This is a genomic window from Acinetobacter beijerinckii CIP 110307, assembly GCF_000369005.1.
GTDB lineage: Bacteria > Pseudomonadota > Gammaproteobacteria > Pseudomonadales > Moraxellaceae > Acinetobacter > Acinetobacter beijerinckii.
This window is the reverse complement of the sequence record NZ_KB849766.1, coordinates 89075-106998: the sequence shown is the minus strand read 5'-3', so window position 1 is coordinate 106998 and position 17924 is coordinate 89075. Positions and strand designations below refer to the sequence as shown.

16 protein-coding genes are annotated in these 17924 nt (G+C 38.2%); 12 read left to right on the top strand and 4 right to left on the bottom strand.

The window, feature by feature from the left end; all coding sequences use genetic code 11:
• Positions 1–145 precede the first annotated feature (145 nt).
• The 4 genes from F933_RS13655 to F933_RS13640 all read left to right on the top strand — a co-directional run bounded on the left by F933_RS13655 (position 146) and on the right by F933_RS13640 (position 4569).
• Complete coding sequence (locus F933_RS13655) at positions 146–1120, top strand: metal-dependent hydrolase (protein WP_005062129.1); 975 nt, start codon at positions 146–148, stop codon at positions 1118–1120.
• A gap of 38 nt (positions 1121–1158) precedes the next feature.
• Complete coding sequence (locus F933_RS13650; protein ID WP_005054404.1) at positions 1159–1983, top strand: SDR family NAD(P)-dependent oxidoreductase; 825 nt, start codon at positions 1159–1161, stop codon at positions 1981–1983.
• A gap of 96 nt (positions 1984–2079) precedes the next feature.
• Positions 2080–3600, top strand: coding sequence for a flavin-containing monooxygenase (locus F933_RS13645; protein ID WP_005062128.1), 1521 nt, complete (start codon positions 2080–2082; stop codon positions 3598–3600).
• Positions 3601–3693: 93 nt separating this feature from the next.
• Complete coding sequence (locus F933_RS13640) at positions 3694–4569, top strand: class I SAM-dependent methyltransferase (protein ID WP_005062126.1); 876 nt, start codon at positions 3694–3696, stop codon at positions 4567–4569.
• 65 nt (positions 4570–4634) lie between these two features.
• Here F933_RS13640 and F933_RS13635 read toward each other — a convergent pair whose 3' ends face one another.
• A complete protein-coding gene (locus F933_RS13635; RefSeq protein ID WP_005054400.1) occupies positions 4635–4862 on the bottom strand; it encodes a hypothetical protein in 228 nt (75 codons plus the stop codon).
• Between the two features lie 292 nt (positions 4863–5154).
• Here F933_RS13635 and F933_RS13630 point away from each other — a divergent pair, with 292 nt between their 5' ends.
• The 5 genes from F933_RS13630 (at position 5155) to F933_RS13610 (ending at position 11299) form a co-directional block, all read left to right on the top strand.
• Positions 5155–5766 (top strand): LexA family protein, encoded by a 612-nt coding sequence (locus tag F933_RS13630; protein ID WP_005062124.1) that lies wholly within the window; start codon positions 5155–5157, stop codon positions 5764–5766.
• A 5-nt stretch (positions 5767–5771) separates the two neighbouring features.
• Entirely contained in the window at positions 5772–7070 is a 1299-nt protein-coding gene (locus tag F933_RS13625; protein WP_005062122.1) for a Y-family DNA polymerase, read from the top strand.
• Between the two features lie 126 nt (positions 7071–7196).
• Positions 7197–7964, top strand: a complete 768-nt coding sequence (locus F933_RS13620) for a LamB/YcsF family protein (protein WP_005062121.1) — start codon at positions 7197–7199, stop codon at positions 7962–7964.
• Positions 7965–7995: 31 nt separating this feature from the next.
• Positions 7996–9579 carry a 5-oxoprolinase subunit B/C family protein gene (locus F933_RS13615; protein ID WP_005062119.1) on the top strand — a complete coding sequence of 528 codons (1584 nt, stop codon included), beginning with the start codon at positions 7996–7998 and terminating at the stop codon, positions 9577–9579.
• A complete protein-coding gene (locus F933_RS13610; protein ID WP_005062116.1) occupies positions 9572–11299 on the top strand; it encodes an acetyl/propionyl/methylcrotonyl-CoA carboxylase subunit alpha in 1728 nt (575 codons plus the stop codon). Before F933_RS13615 ends, F933_RS13610 begins: the two co-directional genes overlap by 8 nt.
• Positions 11300–11366: 67 nt before the next feature.
• Here the strand turns inward: F933_RS13610 and F933_RS13605 are convergent, their stop codons facing one another.
• Together F933_RS13605 and crp are read right to left on the bottom strand one after the other, a co-directional pair.
• Positions 11367–12143, bottom strand: a complete 777-nt coding sequence (locus tag F933_RS13605; protein WP_005062113.1) for a M48 family metallopeptidase — start codon at positions 12141–12143, stop codon at positions 11367–11369.
• Positions 12144–12347: 204 nt separating this feature from the next.
• Positions 12348–13055 (bottom strand): cAMP-activated global transcriptional regulator CRP, encoded by a 708-nt coding sequence (crp, locus tag F933_RS13600; protein ID WP_005054388.1) that lies wholly within the window; start codon positions 13053–13055, stop codon positions 12348–12350.
• A 147-nt stretch (positions 13056–13202) separates the two neighbouring features.
• On the opposite strand from crp, the gene F933_RS13595 reads away from it, so the two are divergent.
• Complete coding sequence (locus F933_RS13595; protein WP_005062109.1) at positions 13203–13625, top strand: OsmC family protein; 423 nt, start codon at positions 13203–13205, stop codon at positions 13623–13625.
• Positions 13626–13691: 66 nt separating this feature from the next.
• Here the strand turns inward: F933_RS13595 and F933_RS13590 are convergent, their stop codons facing one another.
• Entirely contained in the window at positions 13692–14492 is an 801-nt protein-coding gene (locus tag F933_RS13590; RefSeq protein WP_005062107.1) for a peptidoglycan DD-metalloendopeptidase family protein, read from the bottom strand.
• A gap of 262 nt (positions 14493–14754) precedes the next feature.
• On the opposite strand from F933_RS13590, the gene clpB reads away from it, so the two are divergent.
• Complete coding sequence (clpB, locus tag F933_RS13585) at positions 14755–17334, top strand: ATP-dependent chaperone ClpB (RefSeq protein WP_005062104.1); 2580 nt, start codon at positions 14755–14757, stop codon at positions 17332–17334.
• Positions 17335–17499: 165 nt separating this feature from the next.
• On the top strand, positions 17500–17919 hold the full coding sequence (locus F933_RS13580) for a hypothetical protein (RefSeq protein ID WP_005054381.1): 420 nt from the start codon (positions 17500–17502) through the stop codon (positions 17917–17919).
• The last annotated feature ends 5 nt before the right edge of the window (positions 17920–17924 follow it).

The following is a 17924-nucleotide window of genomic DNA, read 5'->3' as shown; positions in this document are numbered from 1 at the left end:
ACGAAATGAGCTAAGTCATCAAACTTAGATTTTGTAGGAATTGGAATCAATAAAATTGCAGAAATAATCTTAATAGACAATTTTATCGTTCCAGTTGATTTTTAGCTCTTTAGCTTTATTTAACTCTCTCTATGGGGATCAAGTTATGGTCGCTCAAATTATTCGAAATGCTTTTTCAGAAAAATTAAGCACTAAGTATCAAGGCATTATTCAAAATTTTGTGAATAAACCACCCATTCCAATTCGTCATTTTGATTTTAAATTCAACCCAAATGAATTGGATGAGAGGTTTTTTCTAAATAAAGAATTAGCGACATCATACTTTCATGCGCTATCTATTTTCTTAACCTTTGGTGAAGATGTTGTTATCGATACCGCTCGTCATCATCGTGATTTTATTCATGATCCTATTTTAAAACAAAGACTAACCTCTTTGATTGGACAAGAAGCAATTCACTCTAAAATTCATAATCAATTCAATGATGAAGTTCTGAAAGAGAATGGTTATCCCGTGGAGTTGCTACGTGCAATTGCAGATAAAGTATTTGAGTACGGCATTTATAAGTTACCTAACTCAATGCAATTGTCATTGATGGCTGGGATTGAGCATTACACGGCTGTCCTTGCTGAATTTATGATGCAGCATGAAGACTATTTGCTCGGCTCACAAGATGAAAGACAGCGTGCGATGTGGATGTGGCACATGCTAGAAGAATCAGAGCATAAAGATATTGCTTATGATGTTTTTTTAGAGCTATCGGGTGATTACTGGGTTCGGATTACTGGTTTCTTGCTTGCAAGCTTAACTATTTTGGGTGGCGTGTCTTTAGGTGGTTATCTCATGCCATTTTTTAGAAAGCCAAGTAATCTCATTAATCCGCGTTATATGAAAGATGTTGTCGAAAGTACTGCATTATTGTTCGGCAGTAAACGAGGCGTATTTGGTAGTAGCTTTATGCATATCTTGGAATATTTACGCCCAAGTTTTCATCCAAACGATCATGACACCTCAGCCTACATGGAATATTACAAGGATCGTTTATTAAACCCAGAAACAGGTTTATTGACACCCTATTTTCTCAAAGAATTTACCCCACCTGTACGTGCAGCTTCTGCATAACTTGGTCTGTTTAAACACGAGATTGCTGGAAAACAAATATGAAATTATTTGGAAAAAGAACAAAGCCAAGTCAAAAAGCGTTTGCTGTTGTGACTGGTGCGGGAAGTGGGATAGGTCGTAGTTTTGCACTTGAATTAGCAAAACGTGGTGGCACAGTTGTGTGTTCAGACATTAATCTTGATGCAGCGAATGAAACTGTTGCTATGGTCGAAGCACTTGGTGCAAAAGCCTTTGCAGTGCAATGTGATGTTGCTAAAGAGGAGCAGGTGAATCAATTGGCTGAACAAGCTGAGCAATTGATGCAAAATCCTGCCACCTTAGTGATTAATAATGCAGGTATTGGTCTAGGTGGTAAGTTTGATGAAATGTCATCAGAAGACTGGAAATGGTGCATGGATATCAACCTATGGGGCGTTATCTATGGTTGTCGTGCCTTTGTACCAAAGTTTAAAAAGCTGGGTCATGGTGCAATTATCAATGTTGCTTCAGCAGCCTCTTTTACTGCTGCACCAGAGATGACGGTTTATAACGTTTCTAAAGCAGGGGTACGTGCTTTATCAGAGACCTTGTCCGCTGAACTTAGAAAGTCAAACATCAAAGTGAATGTACTGTGCCCGACCTTAGTACCGACCAATATTATTAAAAATGGCAAAGTACCGCACAAAGGTCTTTTAGATTATGCCTTGACCAATTTGGCATTTACAACCAGTGATAAGGTCGCAAAGCTAACATTAGATCGTTTGGATAAAGGCGAGCTTTATACCATTCCTCAAATCGATGCCAAGTTGTTCTGGTTAATGAAGCGTACTGCACCTAATTTATATGCAAAATTTTTAGGCAACTCTTACAGATTTATGAAGTAATCCCTTGGATGGGAGAAAAGATTTTGATCGATGGATTAAGCCAAAATCTAATCATGGCAGGCTTATTTCATTTCAATAGATGAAAGGATAGTTTAAATGACAGCTCAAGCAAAAAAATTAAATTCTGCTGACAAAAAAGCATTACCGCAACATATCTACGATACCTTTATCGTGGGTGCAGGTATTTCAGGTATAGCGACTGCGATCCGTCTTGATCAAGTCGGTTATAGCAACTACAAGATCATTGAAAAGGCAACACGTGTTGGTGGTACATGGCGTGAAAACACTTATCCTGGTTGCGGATGTGACGTGCCATCAGCATTATATTCATACTCATTTGCACCGAGCGCAAAATGGAGTCACTTATTTGCGCGTCAACCTGAAATTCTGAACTATTTAGAAGAAGTCAGTGAAAATTTTGGTGTAAGTTCAAAAATAGAATTTGGTACAGAACTTATCAATGCCAAGTGGGATAATGAACGTAATTTATGGGTAATGGACACCAATAAAGGTCAGTTCTTGGCTCGTACTACGATTTTCGCAACAGGTCCAATTACTGAAGCACAGATTCCAAAACTTGAAGGTTTGGAAACATTCAAAGGTGAAATGTTCCATTCAGCAAAATGGAATCATGATTATGACTTGACTGGTAAGCGTATCGCCGTGATTGGAACTGGTGCATCAGCAATTCAGTTTGTGCCACAAATTCAACCTTTGGCAAAAGAGTTATATGTTTACCAACGTACAGCGCCGTGGGTTGTTCCAAAGCCTGATACAGATTTGGGTGATGTCAGCAAAAAACTTATCGAACAGTTCCCGCTCATTCAAAAAACATGGCGTCAAGCCGTTGCTCAATCATTGAATGCGATTAACTTTGGTTTACGTAATCCAGCTATGTTAAAGCCTGTAGGTGAGTTGGCTAAATTCATATTACGTTTCCAAATTGAAGATCCAGAACTGCGTAAAAATGTTACGCCAAACTTCACTATTGGTTGTAAACGTCTATTGTTCGCTAACAACTATTATCCAGCGTTACAACAACCAAATACTAAGCTCATTCCGCATGGTTTAGTCAAAGTAGAAGGCAATACCGTTGTATCAGCGAATGGTGAACGTCATGAAGTAGACGTGATCATTTGGGGTACAGGATTTGAAGTTTCTCACCCGCCAATTGGTAAGCGTGTTACCAATGAAAAAGGCGAGATTTTAAATGATCTATGGAAAAGCAGTTCACCAGAAGCATACTTAGGAACCAGTATTGAAAATGTACCAAATGCATTCTTGGTGTTAGGTCCAAACGTGTTGGTATATGATTCTTTCATTGGTTTGGCTGAAGCGCAATTGGATTATATTGTCGATGGTCTATTAAAAATCCGCGATCAAGGGATTGCTAAATTAAATATCAAGCCTGATGTGATCAAGAAGCATAATGAGTTGGTACAAAAGCATCTTAAAACCACGGTATTCAACGCGGGTGGATGTAAGAGTTATTATTTAGATGCGAATGGTCGTAACTTTGCGGCTTGGCCTTGGTCGTTGAAGAAATTAAAGCAACGTTTAAAGCATATGGATTTGAATGATTATCAAGTCACGTATCAAACTGAAAAAACTAAATAATCTCAGATAAATAGTGTATGAGCAGTAAATTTTATCTTAGGATGGAATTTACTGCTTATTTTTTGCCAGATATAAAGAACTTGGGATAGAGATATGAAAGAAGGACAATCGAGCCGAACTGCTGAAGCAGCGGCAGCATTACGTGCTAATCATTTCAAAAATGCTGAAAATCCCGTTTTTTCTGATCCATTTGCATTTGATTTGACCAGTAAAGGGTGGCAAAAATTACTTACAACACCGTTAACCGTTAAATTAATCAATTCTCCTGTGCTTAATCGAACCTTGGGATTGCTCACAGGACAAGTTGTTGGTCGCTCACGCTATGCAGAGGATTTACTTCAACAGGCGATTGAGAAGAAAATAACGCAATATGTATTGGTTGGTGCGGGATTAGATTCATTTATATTACGACAAGCACAACAATATCCGAATCTGAAAATTTTTGAAGTGGATCATCCTGATACACAAGCAACGAAACAAAGAAAATTACAACGATTTGGTGAAATTCCTAAAAATGTTGAATTCGTGGCAATTGATTTTGAGAAAGAATCGATTGCAGATGCATTATCGAGAAGTAGTTTCAAACAAGATAAACCTGCATTTTTTTCATGGTTAGGAACAACACATTATCTTGAACCACAAACAACATTGAACACTTTAAAAAGCATTGCAAAAATTGCTGCTCCAAAAAGTGAAGTAGTTCTAGACTACTCGATTGATCATCGAGAATTATCAGGTGTAGAGCGATTTGGCAGCCTTTTTGTTTCCCAATTTACTCGATTTTTGAAAGAACCGTTAAAAGGGCAGTTTCGACCTAAGTTATTCCATGACTCTGTAAATCATATGGGTTTTGAAGTTGCTGAAGATTTATCAGGTGATGGTTTAAGTCATCGCTATTTTAATACTCGAGCTGACCATATTCGACATACGATCGCAACACACATGCTTCATTTAAGATTAATTAAATAGATCTAAAAGCTGCTTCGGTTTATCTAGTGCTAAAGCAGCTTATAAATTCTTTTTTCATCTACGATTTATAAGGGTTGTAAACCTTGTACGATATGTTGGAATTCACTGCCATTTAACCAAAATGATTTCTTTAAAAACAAAGTGGTCATAATACTTTCAGCTGCTTCACTGTCTGGACTTTCACAAAACAGTCCATAGCAGTTACCTAATACCGTGTTATTCTCAATTAAGCGAATAAAATAGGCATGTTGTTCATCAGCATAGCCAAGAATAGCATCACGTTGATTGTTCATTTTTCATGTCTCCACATCAAAAATATTTGAATAAAAACTATCTGCTGAAAGATCAAATATATTAGTCAATTAGATCAATAACTTAATATCGTGCATGATATGCTAAATAGACCTAAGATACTGATTTAAAATATTAATTTTAGTTTGTTTTACATCCTTGTCTAAGTTGAACAAGCTAAAATCTGATCTATGGAATTTATTGTTATGCAAAAAATATTCTACGTCAACTTGAATTTGTAACTTTTTCAAGTTAAATTGATTTAATGCAAATCAGAGTTGGGAGGGGGAAGTTATGTCCAAAAAAACAGAATATGAACACGGCGGTGCTAGACACAATGCTGGACGTAAAGCTCAGTTTAGTGAGCCGACCAAAGTTATTCGAGTGCCAGAATCTCAAGTTGATTTCATCAAAAATTGGCTACTGAATAATGTCAAAACAGGTCAGCATTCTGATCTAAGCACTTCATTAAAAATCCAGAACGTACAAGCCAACAATGATCGAATTTACCACATTCCTTTGGCAACGGAACGTGTTGCGGCAGGTTTTCCATCGCCAGCGCAAGATCATGTAGAGCAAGCCTTAGATTTAAATCAATATTTAATTCGCAATGAAAACTCAACTTTTATTGTAAAGGCAAATTCACTGTCGATGTTAGATGTTGGAATTGATATTGATGACCCTCTCGTGGTTGATCGAAGTATTCCTGCAAAGTCGGGAGATATTGTCATAGCATTAATTGACAATGATTTCACAGTAAAAAGATTGATGATTGACCACCATTTTAGTCCGCCCAAAGTGTGGTTAAAAGCTGAGAATCCAGACTATCAGAATATTTATATTGACGAAGGGCAAGAATTGCAGATTTGGGGTGTGGTAACTTATAACTTGAAGCCGATGAGGTAATCGATATGGGTTTGCCACACCGAATTTTTGCTTTGATTGATGTGAATAACGCTTATGTGAGTTGTGAGCGTGTGTTCAATCCAAAGCTGGAAAATCGTCCAGTGGTGGTATTATCCAATAACGATGGCTGTGTAGTTTCGCGCTCCTACGAAGCAAAAAAACTTGGTATAAAAATGGCCGTGCCATTTTTTCAAATTGAAGACATTGTTCAACAACATCAAGTTGCAGTTCTGTCTAGTAATTATGCTTTATATGCAGAAATGTCTCGGCGTTTCATGAATATATTAAGTGGTTTTGTGGATTCTTGTGAGCAAGAAATTTATTCTATAGATGAATGCTTTTTAGAGTTAACAGCCTATCAGCAACATTTTCAGTTAACTGACTATGCGCGCAATATACTCAATACAATTAACAATTGGTTGGGGCTTCCTTGCTGTATTGGTATTGGTTATTCAAAAACCCAAGCAAAATTGGCGAATAATTTAGCAAAGCAACATCCATGTTTTAATAGCATATGCAATATAGTGGATGAAGATCCATGCGTTATTGAGGACTTATTATCTCAAACTCCAGTTGGAGAAGTGTGGGGAGTTGGGAGGAAGATACGACAACGTTTAGAAAAAATGCAGATCACCTCAGTTTTAGATTTAGTTGAAGCTGATCCTAAAATGATTGGAAAACAATTTTCGGTAGTATTAGAAAATACGGTAAAAGAGTTACGGGGCATCGCCTGTTTAGAAGTAGAACATATCGTTCCAGATCGTCGGCAAGTTTTAAGTAGCCGCTCTTTCGGGCAGCCTATTTTAGATAAGGATAGTTTAAGTGAGGCGCTTACTGAATTTACTTTAAGAGCGGTAGAGCGCTTACGCAGTCAGAAACTTTTATGTAAGGCTATTGGTGTTAGTATTCGTACCAATCGATTTAATCATGCACACTATAGTCGTCCGTTTACTACGGTTTATTTAGCTGACTATAGTGATGATCGTTTGGAAATTATCAAAGCAGTACAGCATGGTTTAGATCGAATTTATCAAGCGGGTCATCGCTATAAAAAAGCTGAAATTATCTTACTAGATATTATTCCAAGACATAGCCATGCTATTGATTTATTTCAAGACACCACAGCAATGTTAAGACGACAAGAGCTATCAGTTACGTTTGATGATATTAATGAAAAGTTTGGTAAAGATACGATGTTATTAGGACGATTAATTACACCAAATGGTCGTAAATGGGCAATGAATCAGAACTTTAAATCCCCAAGCTATTTAACCAATTGGAAAGAGATATTAAGAGTAAATTAACTTGTTTACTGGTATGAATATTCTCTATTTTGACTCAAATTCACACCAATATTTATACCCTAAAGATAGGTAATTGGCTAAAAACTATATATATTATTTGTATTAAAATCTAAAAATTATGGGCCTATGACCAGCAAGCATATTGATTTGAATAGTGATTTAGGCGAAAGCTATGGCGCTTGGAAAATGGGCAATGATGAGCAAATTCTTGGAATTGTTAGTAGCGCCAATATCGCATGCGGTTTTCATGCAGGTGATCCATCAAATATTCTCAGTACTTTGAAACACGCAGCTAAGCACGATGTATGTGTTGGTGCGCATGTTTCGTATCCAGATTTGGTTGGTTTTGGTCGCCGTAATATGGATTTATCCTATGAGGAACTATACGCAGACGTACTTTATCAAATCTCAGCTTTGCAAGGCTTAGCTCAAGTCGCAGGAACCAAAATAAGTTATGTCAAACCACATGGCGCATTGTATAACACCATTGCTACCAATTTGACCCAAGCTCAAGCGGTAATTGATGCAATACAACATTTTGATAAAACATTAGTCTTAGTCGCATTGGCGGGTTCACCATTAATCAAATTTGCTCGTGAACAGAGGCTTAGTGTTATTTCTGAAGCATTTGCTGATCGTGCTTATCATCGTGATGGAACGCTAGTTTCTCGTCGCTTAGAGGGGGCAGTTTTACATGATGCTGAAATCATAGCTCAGCGTGTATTGAATATGATCCAGAACGGCGGTATTGAGTCGATGGAAGGGGATTTTACGGTCATTCAGGCTGATACAATTTGTTTACATGGGGATACGTTAGGAGCAGTCAAAATGGCGGCAAAGATTCGTGATGTATTGTTAGAAAATAAAATTGAAATTCGTGCTTTTAGTCGTTAAGTAAATTTTGAATGTTTCCAACGAGTGATTTATGCGATTTTTATCCGTTAATTTAGATTGTTTTCTTATTGAGTTTCAAAGTTTAGAAGAAACGATGGCAGTTTATTACTGCTTAAAACAGGCACAGCATCCGCATATAAAAGAACTCATTCCTGCGGCACGTAGCATATTGATTGACTTTGATCCTTTGCTAGTAGAAATTCGATCACTTATTCAATGGATTTCAAACCAAAAAATCAGTCAGGATGTTTTGCGTCAAGGTAAGGAAATAGTGATCAATACACGCTATAACGGAATTGATTTAAACAATGTCGCTGAATATCTGGGAATCAGTACAGGCCAAGTCATTCAGAAACACACTAATTCCGATTGGCAAGTTGCATTTATTGGATTTGCGCCTGGCTTTGCTTATCTCATCAACCCAAAACAAGTATTTGGTAGTATTCCGCGCTTAGCATCCCCCCGAAAAAAAGTCAGTGCGGGTGCTGTAGGACTAGCAGGTGAATATAGCGGTATTTACCCCAAAGACAGCCCCGGAGGATGGCAGTTAATTGGACAGACTGATGAGATGTTATGGGATGTCCAACGAAAACAACCTGCTCTATTACTGCCAAGTGATCGTGTCATTTTTAAGGATATAAGCCGTAATCCAACGCAAGTTAGCGTGCCTGCGCAGTCATTTTCTCAAGATGATTCTTTTAAAAAATCAGCCGTACTTCACGTTAAGAATGTTGGTTTACAAGTATTACTCCAAGATGAAGGGCGTAAGCATTTGGCTGAATTAGGCGTAGGGCGAGCAGGTGCAATGGATCAAACTGCATTTCAACAGGCTAATTTAATTGTTGGTAATCCAAACAATGCAGCAGTTTTAGAAGTTTTAAGTGGTGGATTAAGATTCGAGGTTTTAGAGCCAACGGTTATTGCTGTGACAGGTGCAGAGACAGAAGTTTGGATTAGGTATATTGGTACCGATAAAGTAAAAGTGTCGATGTACCAGCCAACTGCTTTAGATTCTGGCGATGAAATTTATATTGCAGCGCCTACAGCAGGCATTCGTAATTATGTTGCAGTACGTGGAGGTATTGCCGTTGAACAGGTTTTAAATAGTGCCAGTTATGACTCTTTAGCAGGCTTAGGTCCACGGCCAGTTCAAATCGATGATAAAATTTATTCTGCTGAATTAAAAACTCAACCTGTTAGTTTAAACGCAATCCCGATTAAATTACCGAAACAAGGTGAGACGATTAACGTTGATCTTGTCTTAGGACCTCGTACGGATTGGTTTGTTGAAGAAAGCCTTGATTTATTGTTTAAACAAACTTGGTTGGTTAGCACAGAGAGCAATCGAATTGGATTGAAATTAGTGGGTGATATGCCTTTAGAACGCCAGTTCAATCAAGAATTAGCCAGTGAAGGCTGTTGTACTGGTGCTTTGCAAATCCCACCCAATGGTCAACCTGTATTATTTATGAATGATCATCCGATTACAGGTGGTTATCCTGTGATTGCGGCGGTCGCATCCTATCATTTGGACTTGATCGCACAGATTCCAGTTGGATGCTCTATCCAATTTAATAAAGTCTCAGAATTCATGGACATCAAAGAAAATGCATAAAAAACATAAGCTATTGATTGCTAATCGTGGGGAAATTGCTGTCCGTATTATTCAAGCCTGTAAAGATATGGACATCACATCAGTGGCTATTTATGCAGATGATGATATTGCTAGTTTGCATGTTCAACTTGCCGATGAGGCTTGGGCATTATCAGGGCAAACAGCACAGCAAACTTATTTAGATATCAATAAAATTTTGGATATTGCGAATAAAGCCCAAGTCACAATGATTCATCCGGGTTATGGTTTTTTATCAGAACGTGCTGAATTTGCCCATGCGGTGATAGATGCTGGTCTGATCTGGATTGGTCCATCTCCTGAAAGCATAAATAAACTTGGTGACAAAATACAGGCACGTAAGATTGCACAATCGGTAAATGCGCCTCTGGTACAAGGAACTGAACAGCCACTCCAATCGGCTCAAGAAGCAGTTGATTTTGCGAAACAGTATGGTCTGCCAATCGCGATTAAAGCTGCCTATGGCGGCGGTGGGCGTGGTTTGAAAGTTGCAAGGCAATTGAACGAAGTCACCGCTCTATATGAATCTGCTGTGCGGGAAGCATTAACTGCATTTGGTCGCGGGGAATGTTTTGTTGAGCAATATCTAGATAAACCTAGACATCTGGAAGCCCAAGTAATTGCCGATCAGCATGGTAATATTGTAGTGGTTGGAACCCGTGATTGCTCTTTACAACGCCGTAATCAGAAGTTGGTAGAAGAAGCACCTGCGCCATTTATCAATGAGCAAATTCAATCGCAATTAGTGCAATCTTCAATTGCAATTTGCCGAACTGCTGATTATGTCGGGGCGGGTACAGTGGAATACTTACTTAGCCAAGATGGTCAACTGTCATTTCTAGAGGTCAATACGCGCTTACAGGTTGAACATCCTGTGACGGAACAAACTTCTGGTCTAGACTTAGTGGTTGAACAAATTCGAATTGCATTAGGTGAACCACTTTCTGTTCAAGAAATGCCAAAACCAGTAGGTCATGCAATCGAATTTCGGATTAATGCAGAAGATCCAGTGCGTGGTTTTATTCCAGCATTTGGACAGATCACTCAGTTTCAACCACCCTCAGGAATTGGTATTCGCCTTGATACTGGCGTGCAAACTGGAAGTATGGTTTCAAGTCATTTTGATTCTTTAATTGCGAAATTAATTGTGAGTGGTGCGACACGTGAGATTGCAATTCAACGCGCTAAAAGAGCACTGGCTCATTTTAAAATAGAAGGGATTGCCTCAGTATTACCATTTCATCGTGCGATCTTGTCAGATAATGATTTCATTGATGAATTTAAAGTGCATACGCGTTGGATTGAACAAGATTGTCAGCATGATTATCCTCACTCTTCACGCAGTAAACTGAGTAATCAAACTGAGCTAAAACGTTATCCACTTGAAATAGATGGCAAGTTGCATCAGATTGGTTTACCAAATGGGCTTTTTAGTTTAATGGGAACACAACAGCTCAATCAAAAATCATATGATTCAGATCCTGTTCAAAATGATAATGCAGTTCTAGCACCGATTTGTGGTGTGATTACAACTTGGAAGGTGCAAGAAAATAATCAAGTTGAAAAGGGTAATACCATTGCCATTATGGAAGCAATGAAAATGGAAGTTCCAGTTGTTGCGCATGAAACGGGAAAAATTCAAAAGCTGTTCAATCTAAATCAGACGGTGGTTGCTGATACAAAAATAGCTGAGATTAATTAAAATTATTTCTCTGTCAATCGACTAAAAGCCATTAAATCAATTGATGATTTAATGGCTTAAATGTGAATTAGCGACGCTTATTGTACAATGCCATTGCAGCAGGCAAGTTTTTACGCATATCGCTAATACGCTGTGTATTTGATGGGTGGGTTGATAAGAATGAACCGCCACCTGCACCGTCTAAACGATTCATTTTTTCCCACAGACTAATCGCTGCATTTGGATTATAGCCCGCTCTAGCCATCAGCATTAAGCCACCATAGTCTGCGCGACTTTCAAGATTACGTGAATAAGGTAGACCAATACCAATTTGACTGCCTAAGTTAATTGCAGCATTCCCAGCCTCACCAATGTTAGCACCCGCATAAGAAGTACCAATTCCGATGGCTAAGTTAGTCAGGGCTTGCGCACCAATTTTACTTTTAGCATGCTCTTCAAGGGCGTGAGTCATCTCATGCCCCATAATTGCTGCAATCTCATCATTGGTAAGATTGAGTTTATTTACAATACCCGTGTAGAAAACAACTTTCCCGCCTGGCGCAACATAAGCATTGACCGTATCAGATTTTAGTACAGCCAATTGCCAATCAAAACGTTGGCCTGTTTGATTCATTTGATCCGCGTACGGTTTAAGGCGTAAAAATACGGTATTAATACGCTGATAAGTGCTTGAGCTTGTATCAAGTTGATTTTTCGCACGAGCTTCTTGAGTCATTTTTGAAAAACCTTGAGCCGATTGAGCATTCAAGGTTGCAGTGTCAGCACCTGCCATTTCTGCAAATGATGCGCAACCAGAAACCCCTAATATTGTCATCGCGCAAAGGCTTAAAGCCAATTTCTTCATATTACTCGCTCCAAATCAGTATTTTTGAATATATTCATGATTAATAAGGATTATAGAAAATGTTTAGATCGGATTACATTCTGAATATCTCTATAATCATAGTAATTATGTAATCAATGTTATTTTGTACTTTAAAACAAACATCCATAAAAAATTAAAGCCAGTGTAAACACTGGCTTATATCTAGGTTAACAACAAGGACGTTTATTCCTCGTCATCAAACTCTTCTTCAGTAAATGTGTTTTCTTCTAAAGAAGTATCGAAGATTAAAATCGCTTTACCATCAGTTTGAATCATGCCTTGATCTTCTAGTGTTTTAAGAACACGACCAACCATTTCACGAGAACAGCCTACGATACGACCAATTTCTTGACGTGTAATACGAATCTGACGACCATTAGGTAAAATCATTGCCTCTGGTTGAGCAGATAAATCAATTAAACAGCGTGCAATACGACCAGAAACATCGATAAAAGCAAGATCTGTCACTTTACGCGTTGTATTTTTCAAACGACGCACAAGTTGAGCGAATACAGCATAGCTTAGATCAGGATACTGTTTGCTTAACTCATGGAAGTTATCATAGGTAATTTCTGCTATTTCACATACATCGCGGGTACGTACTTCAGCAGTTCGTTGAGGATTAGTTTCAAAAAGACCCATTTCGCCAAAGAAATCGCCTGGGTTTAAGTAGGCAACAACAATCTCACGCTCGTCATCTTCACGTAATATAATTGACACTGAACCTTTTAATATTAAATACAGTGATTTTGATTCCGTTCCAGCGTCAACAATCGCGGTGCGTTTAGGGTATCTGTTAATATGAGCACGTTTTAGCAAGGCTTTAACTGATTCAGGTAGTTGGCCTGGTGATAAAGCGTCAGTGCTAAGTTGTGAAAAATTTGAAGTCATGCTTAAAATTTCCGAATTTGGATAAAACCGATCGCACAGGCTCTGTTTGAGCCTTTTCTACACAGAAGAGCTGAAATTCCTTATCAACTCATTTTATGTTAGTGTACAAGAACAGAGTAAATTTATAACGTTTCGTGGGTAGTTGCAATGCAAACAAGTGTACATTGGTTAGAGAATGTTGCTTTTGAAGCGAAATCAGAAAGTGGCCACAGTGTGGTGATGGATGGTTCGGCTGAATATGGAGGTGAAAACCGCGGTCCACGTCCTATGGAGTTGATTTTAATGGGACTTGGTGGTTGTGCTTCATTTGATATTGTGACCATTTTAAAGAAATCTCGCCAAGATGTGACAGGTGTAGTATGTCAGCTAAAAGCTGATAGAGCAGATTCAATCCCAGCAGTGTTTACTAAAATCCATTTGCATTTCATTGTGACAGGTAAATCCGTAAAAGCCAAACAAGTTGAAAAAGCAGTTGAGCTTTCTGCTGAAAAATATTGTTCAGCAAGTAAAATGCTTGCAGAGGGTGGCGTTGAAATCACCCACGATTTTGAGATTGTAGAAGCAGAATAACACGATATTGTTTAGTTTTTCTAAAAAGTGATCTGTGTTTGAGTAGATCACTTTTTTATTGAATTTTTATTTTAGAAATAAGGCTGGATCTACACGTGCATTATTAAGGCTCATTCCCCAATGTAGATGCGGACCCGTAACACGTCCTGTTTTACCGACTAAGCCTAGTAGCTCCCCTTGACGTATAGATTGTCCTTTTTCTACGTAAATTTTACTTAAATGACAGAACATGCTGATTAAACCTTGACCATGATCAATCAGTACAGTATTGCCATTAAAAAAATAATTACCAGTTTGCACCACAATACCATCAGCTGGTGCGATGACTTTTTGTCCAATTGGGGTTGGTATATCTAAACCTGAGTGAGGAGCGCGCTCTTCACCATTAAAAAAACGCTTTCGTCCAAATGAATTGCTAAATTTTCCTGCCGTTGGGCGAATAAAATTTGGAAAATAAGTCAAATGACTGTTACTAAATGAACTATATACATCATTTTGCTCTTTAGCTTCGCGTGCATAACGATCTAGCTGATCTTGGTTGGGATTAACATAGTCTTGATTTGCTACAGTTAGTCGCTGCTCGGCATAAGGATAAGGGATTATTTCAATTTCTATTGGCTTAGTATTGGTCGTTAAAGTTAACTTACCTGTAGGTGCAGAAAGAGGAATACCTAGGACAGCATAACGCTGTTCATTTTGTTGTGTAATTAATACAGGATTTCGCTCATAAAAAACTTGAGTTGTATGAGCCGATAAAGGAATGACAGCAATGCCACCTGCTCGGCGTGAATCTTGAGGTAATTCTGCCGATGAGGTATATGAAATTGTAAGGAGAATAGAACATAGAAAAAATTTATTAAAGTACATTGTTTTCAATGCTAAGAAATTATTCAGTTTAAAATAGGTGAAATAGAGAACATAAGCAATAATACTTTTCTGATGTTCTGACTCAATGAAAAATTATACAAAATATACTTGAAATATATTGTTTATAGACCCATATTATTACTGAGTTTTAACTATGTGTTTATTTATAAGATTTTGAAAAATATATAAAATTTATTTGAAATTTAAAAAAACGTTCCCATCTAAGTGATAAGTTAAAAATTTGTTGTGAGGAATAACAAGAATGCGTTTTGAAAAATTTACAAACCGTCTACAGCAAGCCCTTTCAGATGCACAATCATTAGCTATGGGTAAAGATCATACTGCAATCGCAGGAATTCATCTTTTAATGACTTTATTAGAAGAACCCGCTAACTTGAGCTTGCTACAACAAGCAGGTGCTCGTTTACCTGAATTAAAGCAAAAGTTAGAACAAGCTTTGCAAAATGCACCGACATTAGCGAATCCTACTGGAGACATTAATCTCAATCCTGAAGCTGTAAAAGCACTGAATTTAGCTGATCGATATGCGCAAAAGGTCGGTGATGAGTTTTTATCTACAGATTGGGTTTTGTTGGGGTTAGCCGAAACAGGCGAAACTAAAACGATATTAAATAGTGTGGGTGTAACATCAGATAGTTTACGAAAAGTGATTGAAAATATTAGAGGAAATGACAAAGTCATGAGCAATAATCACGAAGATCAACGTGACTCTCTTAATAAATATACGATTGATTTAACTGAACGTGCCTTAGCTGGTAAGTTAGATCCAGTGATTGGGCGTGATGATGAAATCCGTCGAACCATTCAAGTTTTATCACGTCGTACTAAGAATAATCCTGTTCTCATTGGTGAGCCAGGGGTCGGTAAGACTGCGATTGTTGAAGGTTTAGCACAGCGTATTATTAATGGTGAAGTACCAGAAAGTCTTAAAAGTAAACGGGTACTTTCATTAGATTTAGGCTCATTACTTGCTGGCGCAAAGTATCGTGGTGAGTTTGAGGAACGCTTAAAAGCAGTTCTTAAAGATCTTGCAAAACATGAAGGTGAAATCATTCTATTCATCGATGAGTTACATACGCTTGTTGGTGCAGGTAAAGGTGATGGTGCTATGGATGCGGGTAATATGTTGAAACCTGCATTGGCACGAGGTGAGTTACGTTGTGTAGGTGCAACGACTTTAGATGAGTATCGTCAGTACATTGAAAAAGATGCTGCGCTGGAACGTCGTTTCCAAAAAGTGTTGGTTGATGAGCCAAGTGTTGAAGATACCATCGCGATTTTGCGTGGTCTAAAAGAGAAATATGCAACGCATCATGGCGTACAAATTTTAGACTCAGCCATTATTGCTGCTGCAAAAATGTCACATCGTTATATTACAGATCGCCAATTACCTGATAAAGCGATTGATTTAATTGATGAAGCTGCATCGCGTATTAAGATGGAAATTGACTCAAAGCCAGAAGCTTTGGACAAACTTGATCGCCGTCTTATTCAGTTAAAGATGCAGTTAGAAGCAGTCAAAAAAGATGAAGATGCTGGTAGTAAAGCCGAAGTCAATCATCTTGAACAGCAAATTGCTGAAAAGCAAAAAGAGTACAATGATCTTGAAGAAATTTGGAAAGCTGAAAAAACACTGGTTGAAGGTGATAAGAAGGCACAAGTTGAACTCGATCAAGCCCGTGTAGCTTTGGAAAAAGCAAAGCGTGAAGGTGATTTGGCTGAAGCAGCACGTTTACAGTACGGTGTAATTCCAGAACTTCAAAAACGTTTGGAACAAGCCGAAGTCGCTGAAGAAAATGAAGAACCAAAACTTATTCGTACCAAAGTGACTGAGAATGAAATTGCAGAAGTTGTTAGTGCTGCAACGGGGATTCCTGTGTCGAAAATGCTGCAAGGTGAGCGTGAAAAACTTTTAAATATGGAAGCGTTTTTACATAATCGTGTGGTTGGGCAGGATGAAGCTGTTGTTGCTGTATCGAATGCAGTTCGTCGCTCACGTGCTGGCTTGTCTGATCCAAATCGACCAAGCGGATCATTTTTATTCTTAGGTCCAACAGGTGTTGGTAAAACAGAGTTGACTAAAGCATTAGCAAACTTTTTGTTTGATAGTGACGATGCCATGATTCGTATTGATATGTCTGAGTTTATGGAAAAGCATTCTGTAAGTCGTCTTGTAGGCGCACCTCCTGGATATGTCGGTTATGAAGAAGGTGGTGTGTTGACAGAAGCGGTTCGCCGTAAACCATATAGCGTTGTTCTATTTGATGAGGTTGAGAAAGCGCATCCAGATGTATTCAATATTTTATTGCAGGTGTTGGATGATGGTCGTTTAACTGATTCGCAAGGTCGTGTGGTTGACTTTAAAAATACGGTAATCGTCATGACGTCCAACTTAGGTTCGCAAGACGTTCGCGAATTAGGTGAGGGTGCTAGTGATGATGAAGTTCGAACTGTCGTCATGGCTGCTGTGAGTCAGCATTTCCGACCTGAATTTATTAACCGTATTGATGAGTTAGTGGTGTTCCATTCACTCAAAAAAGCTCAGATTCGTGGGATTGCAGATATTCAGTTGGATCGTTTACGTTCACGTTTAAGTGAGCGAGATATGGGTTTAACTGTTGATGATACAGCGTTTGATTTATTAATCGATGCTGGCTTTGATCCTGTGTATGGCGCGCGTCCTTTAAAACGTGCTATTCAACAGCAAGTGGAAAATAGTTTAGCTCAAAAAATTCTTTCTGGCGCATTTCAAGCAGGTGATAATATCCTGATTAAAGCTGAAGATGGACATTTAGTCTTTGATAAAATGAAATTGAGTTAAGCTTAAATTTTAACAATCAATAAAAGGCGGTGACGAAAGTCATCGTCTTTTTTTATTGATGCAACTTGTCAGATTTATATGGGAAAATTACCAATGACATTGCTACTTGATTAAAAACTTGCTAGTTTGAAAACCAAATAAGAAAAAAATTCAGGATGAATTGCAATGGAGAAAAAGCAACATCATTACACTAGCATGGGTGTGATTTTGTTTACTGCTGTCTTACCCTTAGCGGGTTGGGCTGTACAACCACTAGCTGAAGGATCATTGGCACTCCAAACAGGTGTATTAAATAACGCTTTACCTAGGATTATTGAAAAAGCAGAGCAAGATGCTCAAAAACCTTTGCAAGAGCGATGGCTTGCTCAAAAGGTGTTAAGTGATCGTAATTTAAGGGAAATTCGTATAAATATGTTGGCTGAAGGTGCTTTATCACCTTATGAAGAGCAAAAGAAAACAGCTGTATCGGATGGCCGTGAGAAAAAGAAAGCGACCATGAAGCCTCATGATGAGTCTCCAGATCGCTTTATGATATATGAGTTCGATTCACCTAATATTAAAAGATCGAAAATAACATATAGGTGAAATCG

Coding starts and splice junctions, on each gene's coding strand:
- crp (WP_005054388.1), bottom strand. CDS start 13,055: ATGACTTCAAATTTTTCACAACTTAGCACTGACGCTTTATCACCAGGC.
- F933_RS13595 (WP_005062109.1), top strand. CDS start 13,203: ATGCAAACAAGTGTACATTGGTTAGAGAATGTTGCTTTTGAAGCGAAA.
- F933_RS13645 (WP_005062128.1), top strand. CDS start 2,080: ATGACAGCTCAAGCAAAAAAATTAAATTCTGCTGACAAAAAAGCATTA.
- F933_RS13630 (WP_005062124.1), top strand. CDS start 5,155: ATGTCCAAAAAAACAGAATATGAACACGGCGGTGCTAGACACAATGCT.
- F933_RS13605 (WP_005062113.1), bottom strand. CDS start 12,143: ATGAAGAAATTGGCTTTAAGCCTTTGCGCGATGACAATATTAGGGGTT.
- F933_RS13625 (WP_005062122.1), top strand. CDS start 5,772: ATGGGTTTGCCACACCGAATTTTTGCTTTGATTGATGTGAATAACGCT.
- F933_RS13620 (WP_005062121.1), top strand. CDS start 7,197: ATGACCAGCAAGCATATTGATTTGAATAGTGATTTAGGCGAAAGCTAT.
- F933_RS13655 (WP_005062129.1), top strand. CDS start 146: ATGGTCGCTCAAATTATTCGAAATGCTTTTTCAGAAAAATTAAGCACT.
- F933_RS13640 (WP_005062126.1), top strand. CDS start 3,694: ATGAAAGAAGGACAATCGAGCCGAACTGCTGAAGCAGCGGCAGCATTA.
- F933_RS13650 (WP_005054404.1), top strand. CDS start 1,159: ATGAAATTATTTGGAAAAAGAACAAAGCCAAGTCAAAAAGCGTTTGCT.
- F933_RS13590 (WP_005062107.1), bottom strand. CDS start 14,492: ATGTACTTTAATAAATTTTTTCTATGTTCTATTCTCCTTACAATTTCA.
- F933_RS13610 (WP_005062116.1), top strand. CDS start 9,572: ATGCATAAAAAACATAAGCTATTGATTGCTAATCGTGGGGAAATTGCT.
- F933_RS13580 (WP_005054381.1), top strand. CDS start 17,500: ATGGAGAAAAAGCAACATCATTACACTAGCATGGGTGTGATTTTGTTT.
- F933_RS13615 (WP_005062119.1), top strand. CDS start 7,996: ATGCGATTTTTATCCGTTAATTTAGATTGTTTTCTTATTGAGTTTCAA.
- F933_RS13635 (WP_005054400.1), bottom strand. CDS start 4,862: ATGAACAATCAACGTGATGCTATTCTTGGCTATGCTGATGAACAACAT.
- clpB (WP_005062104.1), top strand. CDS start 14,755: ATGCGTTTTGAAAAATTTACAAACCGTCTACAGCAAGCCCTTTCAGAT.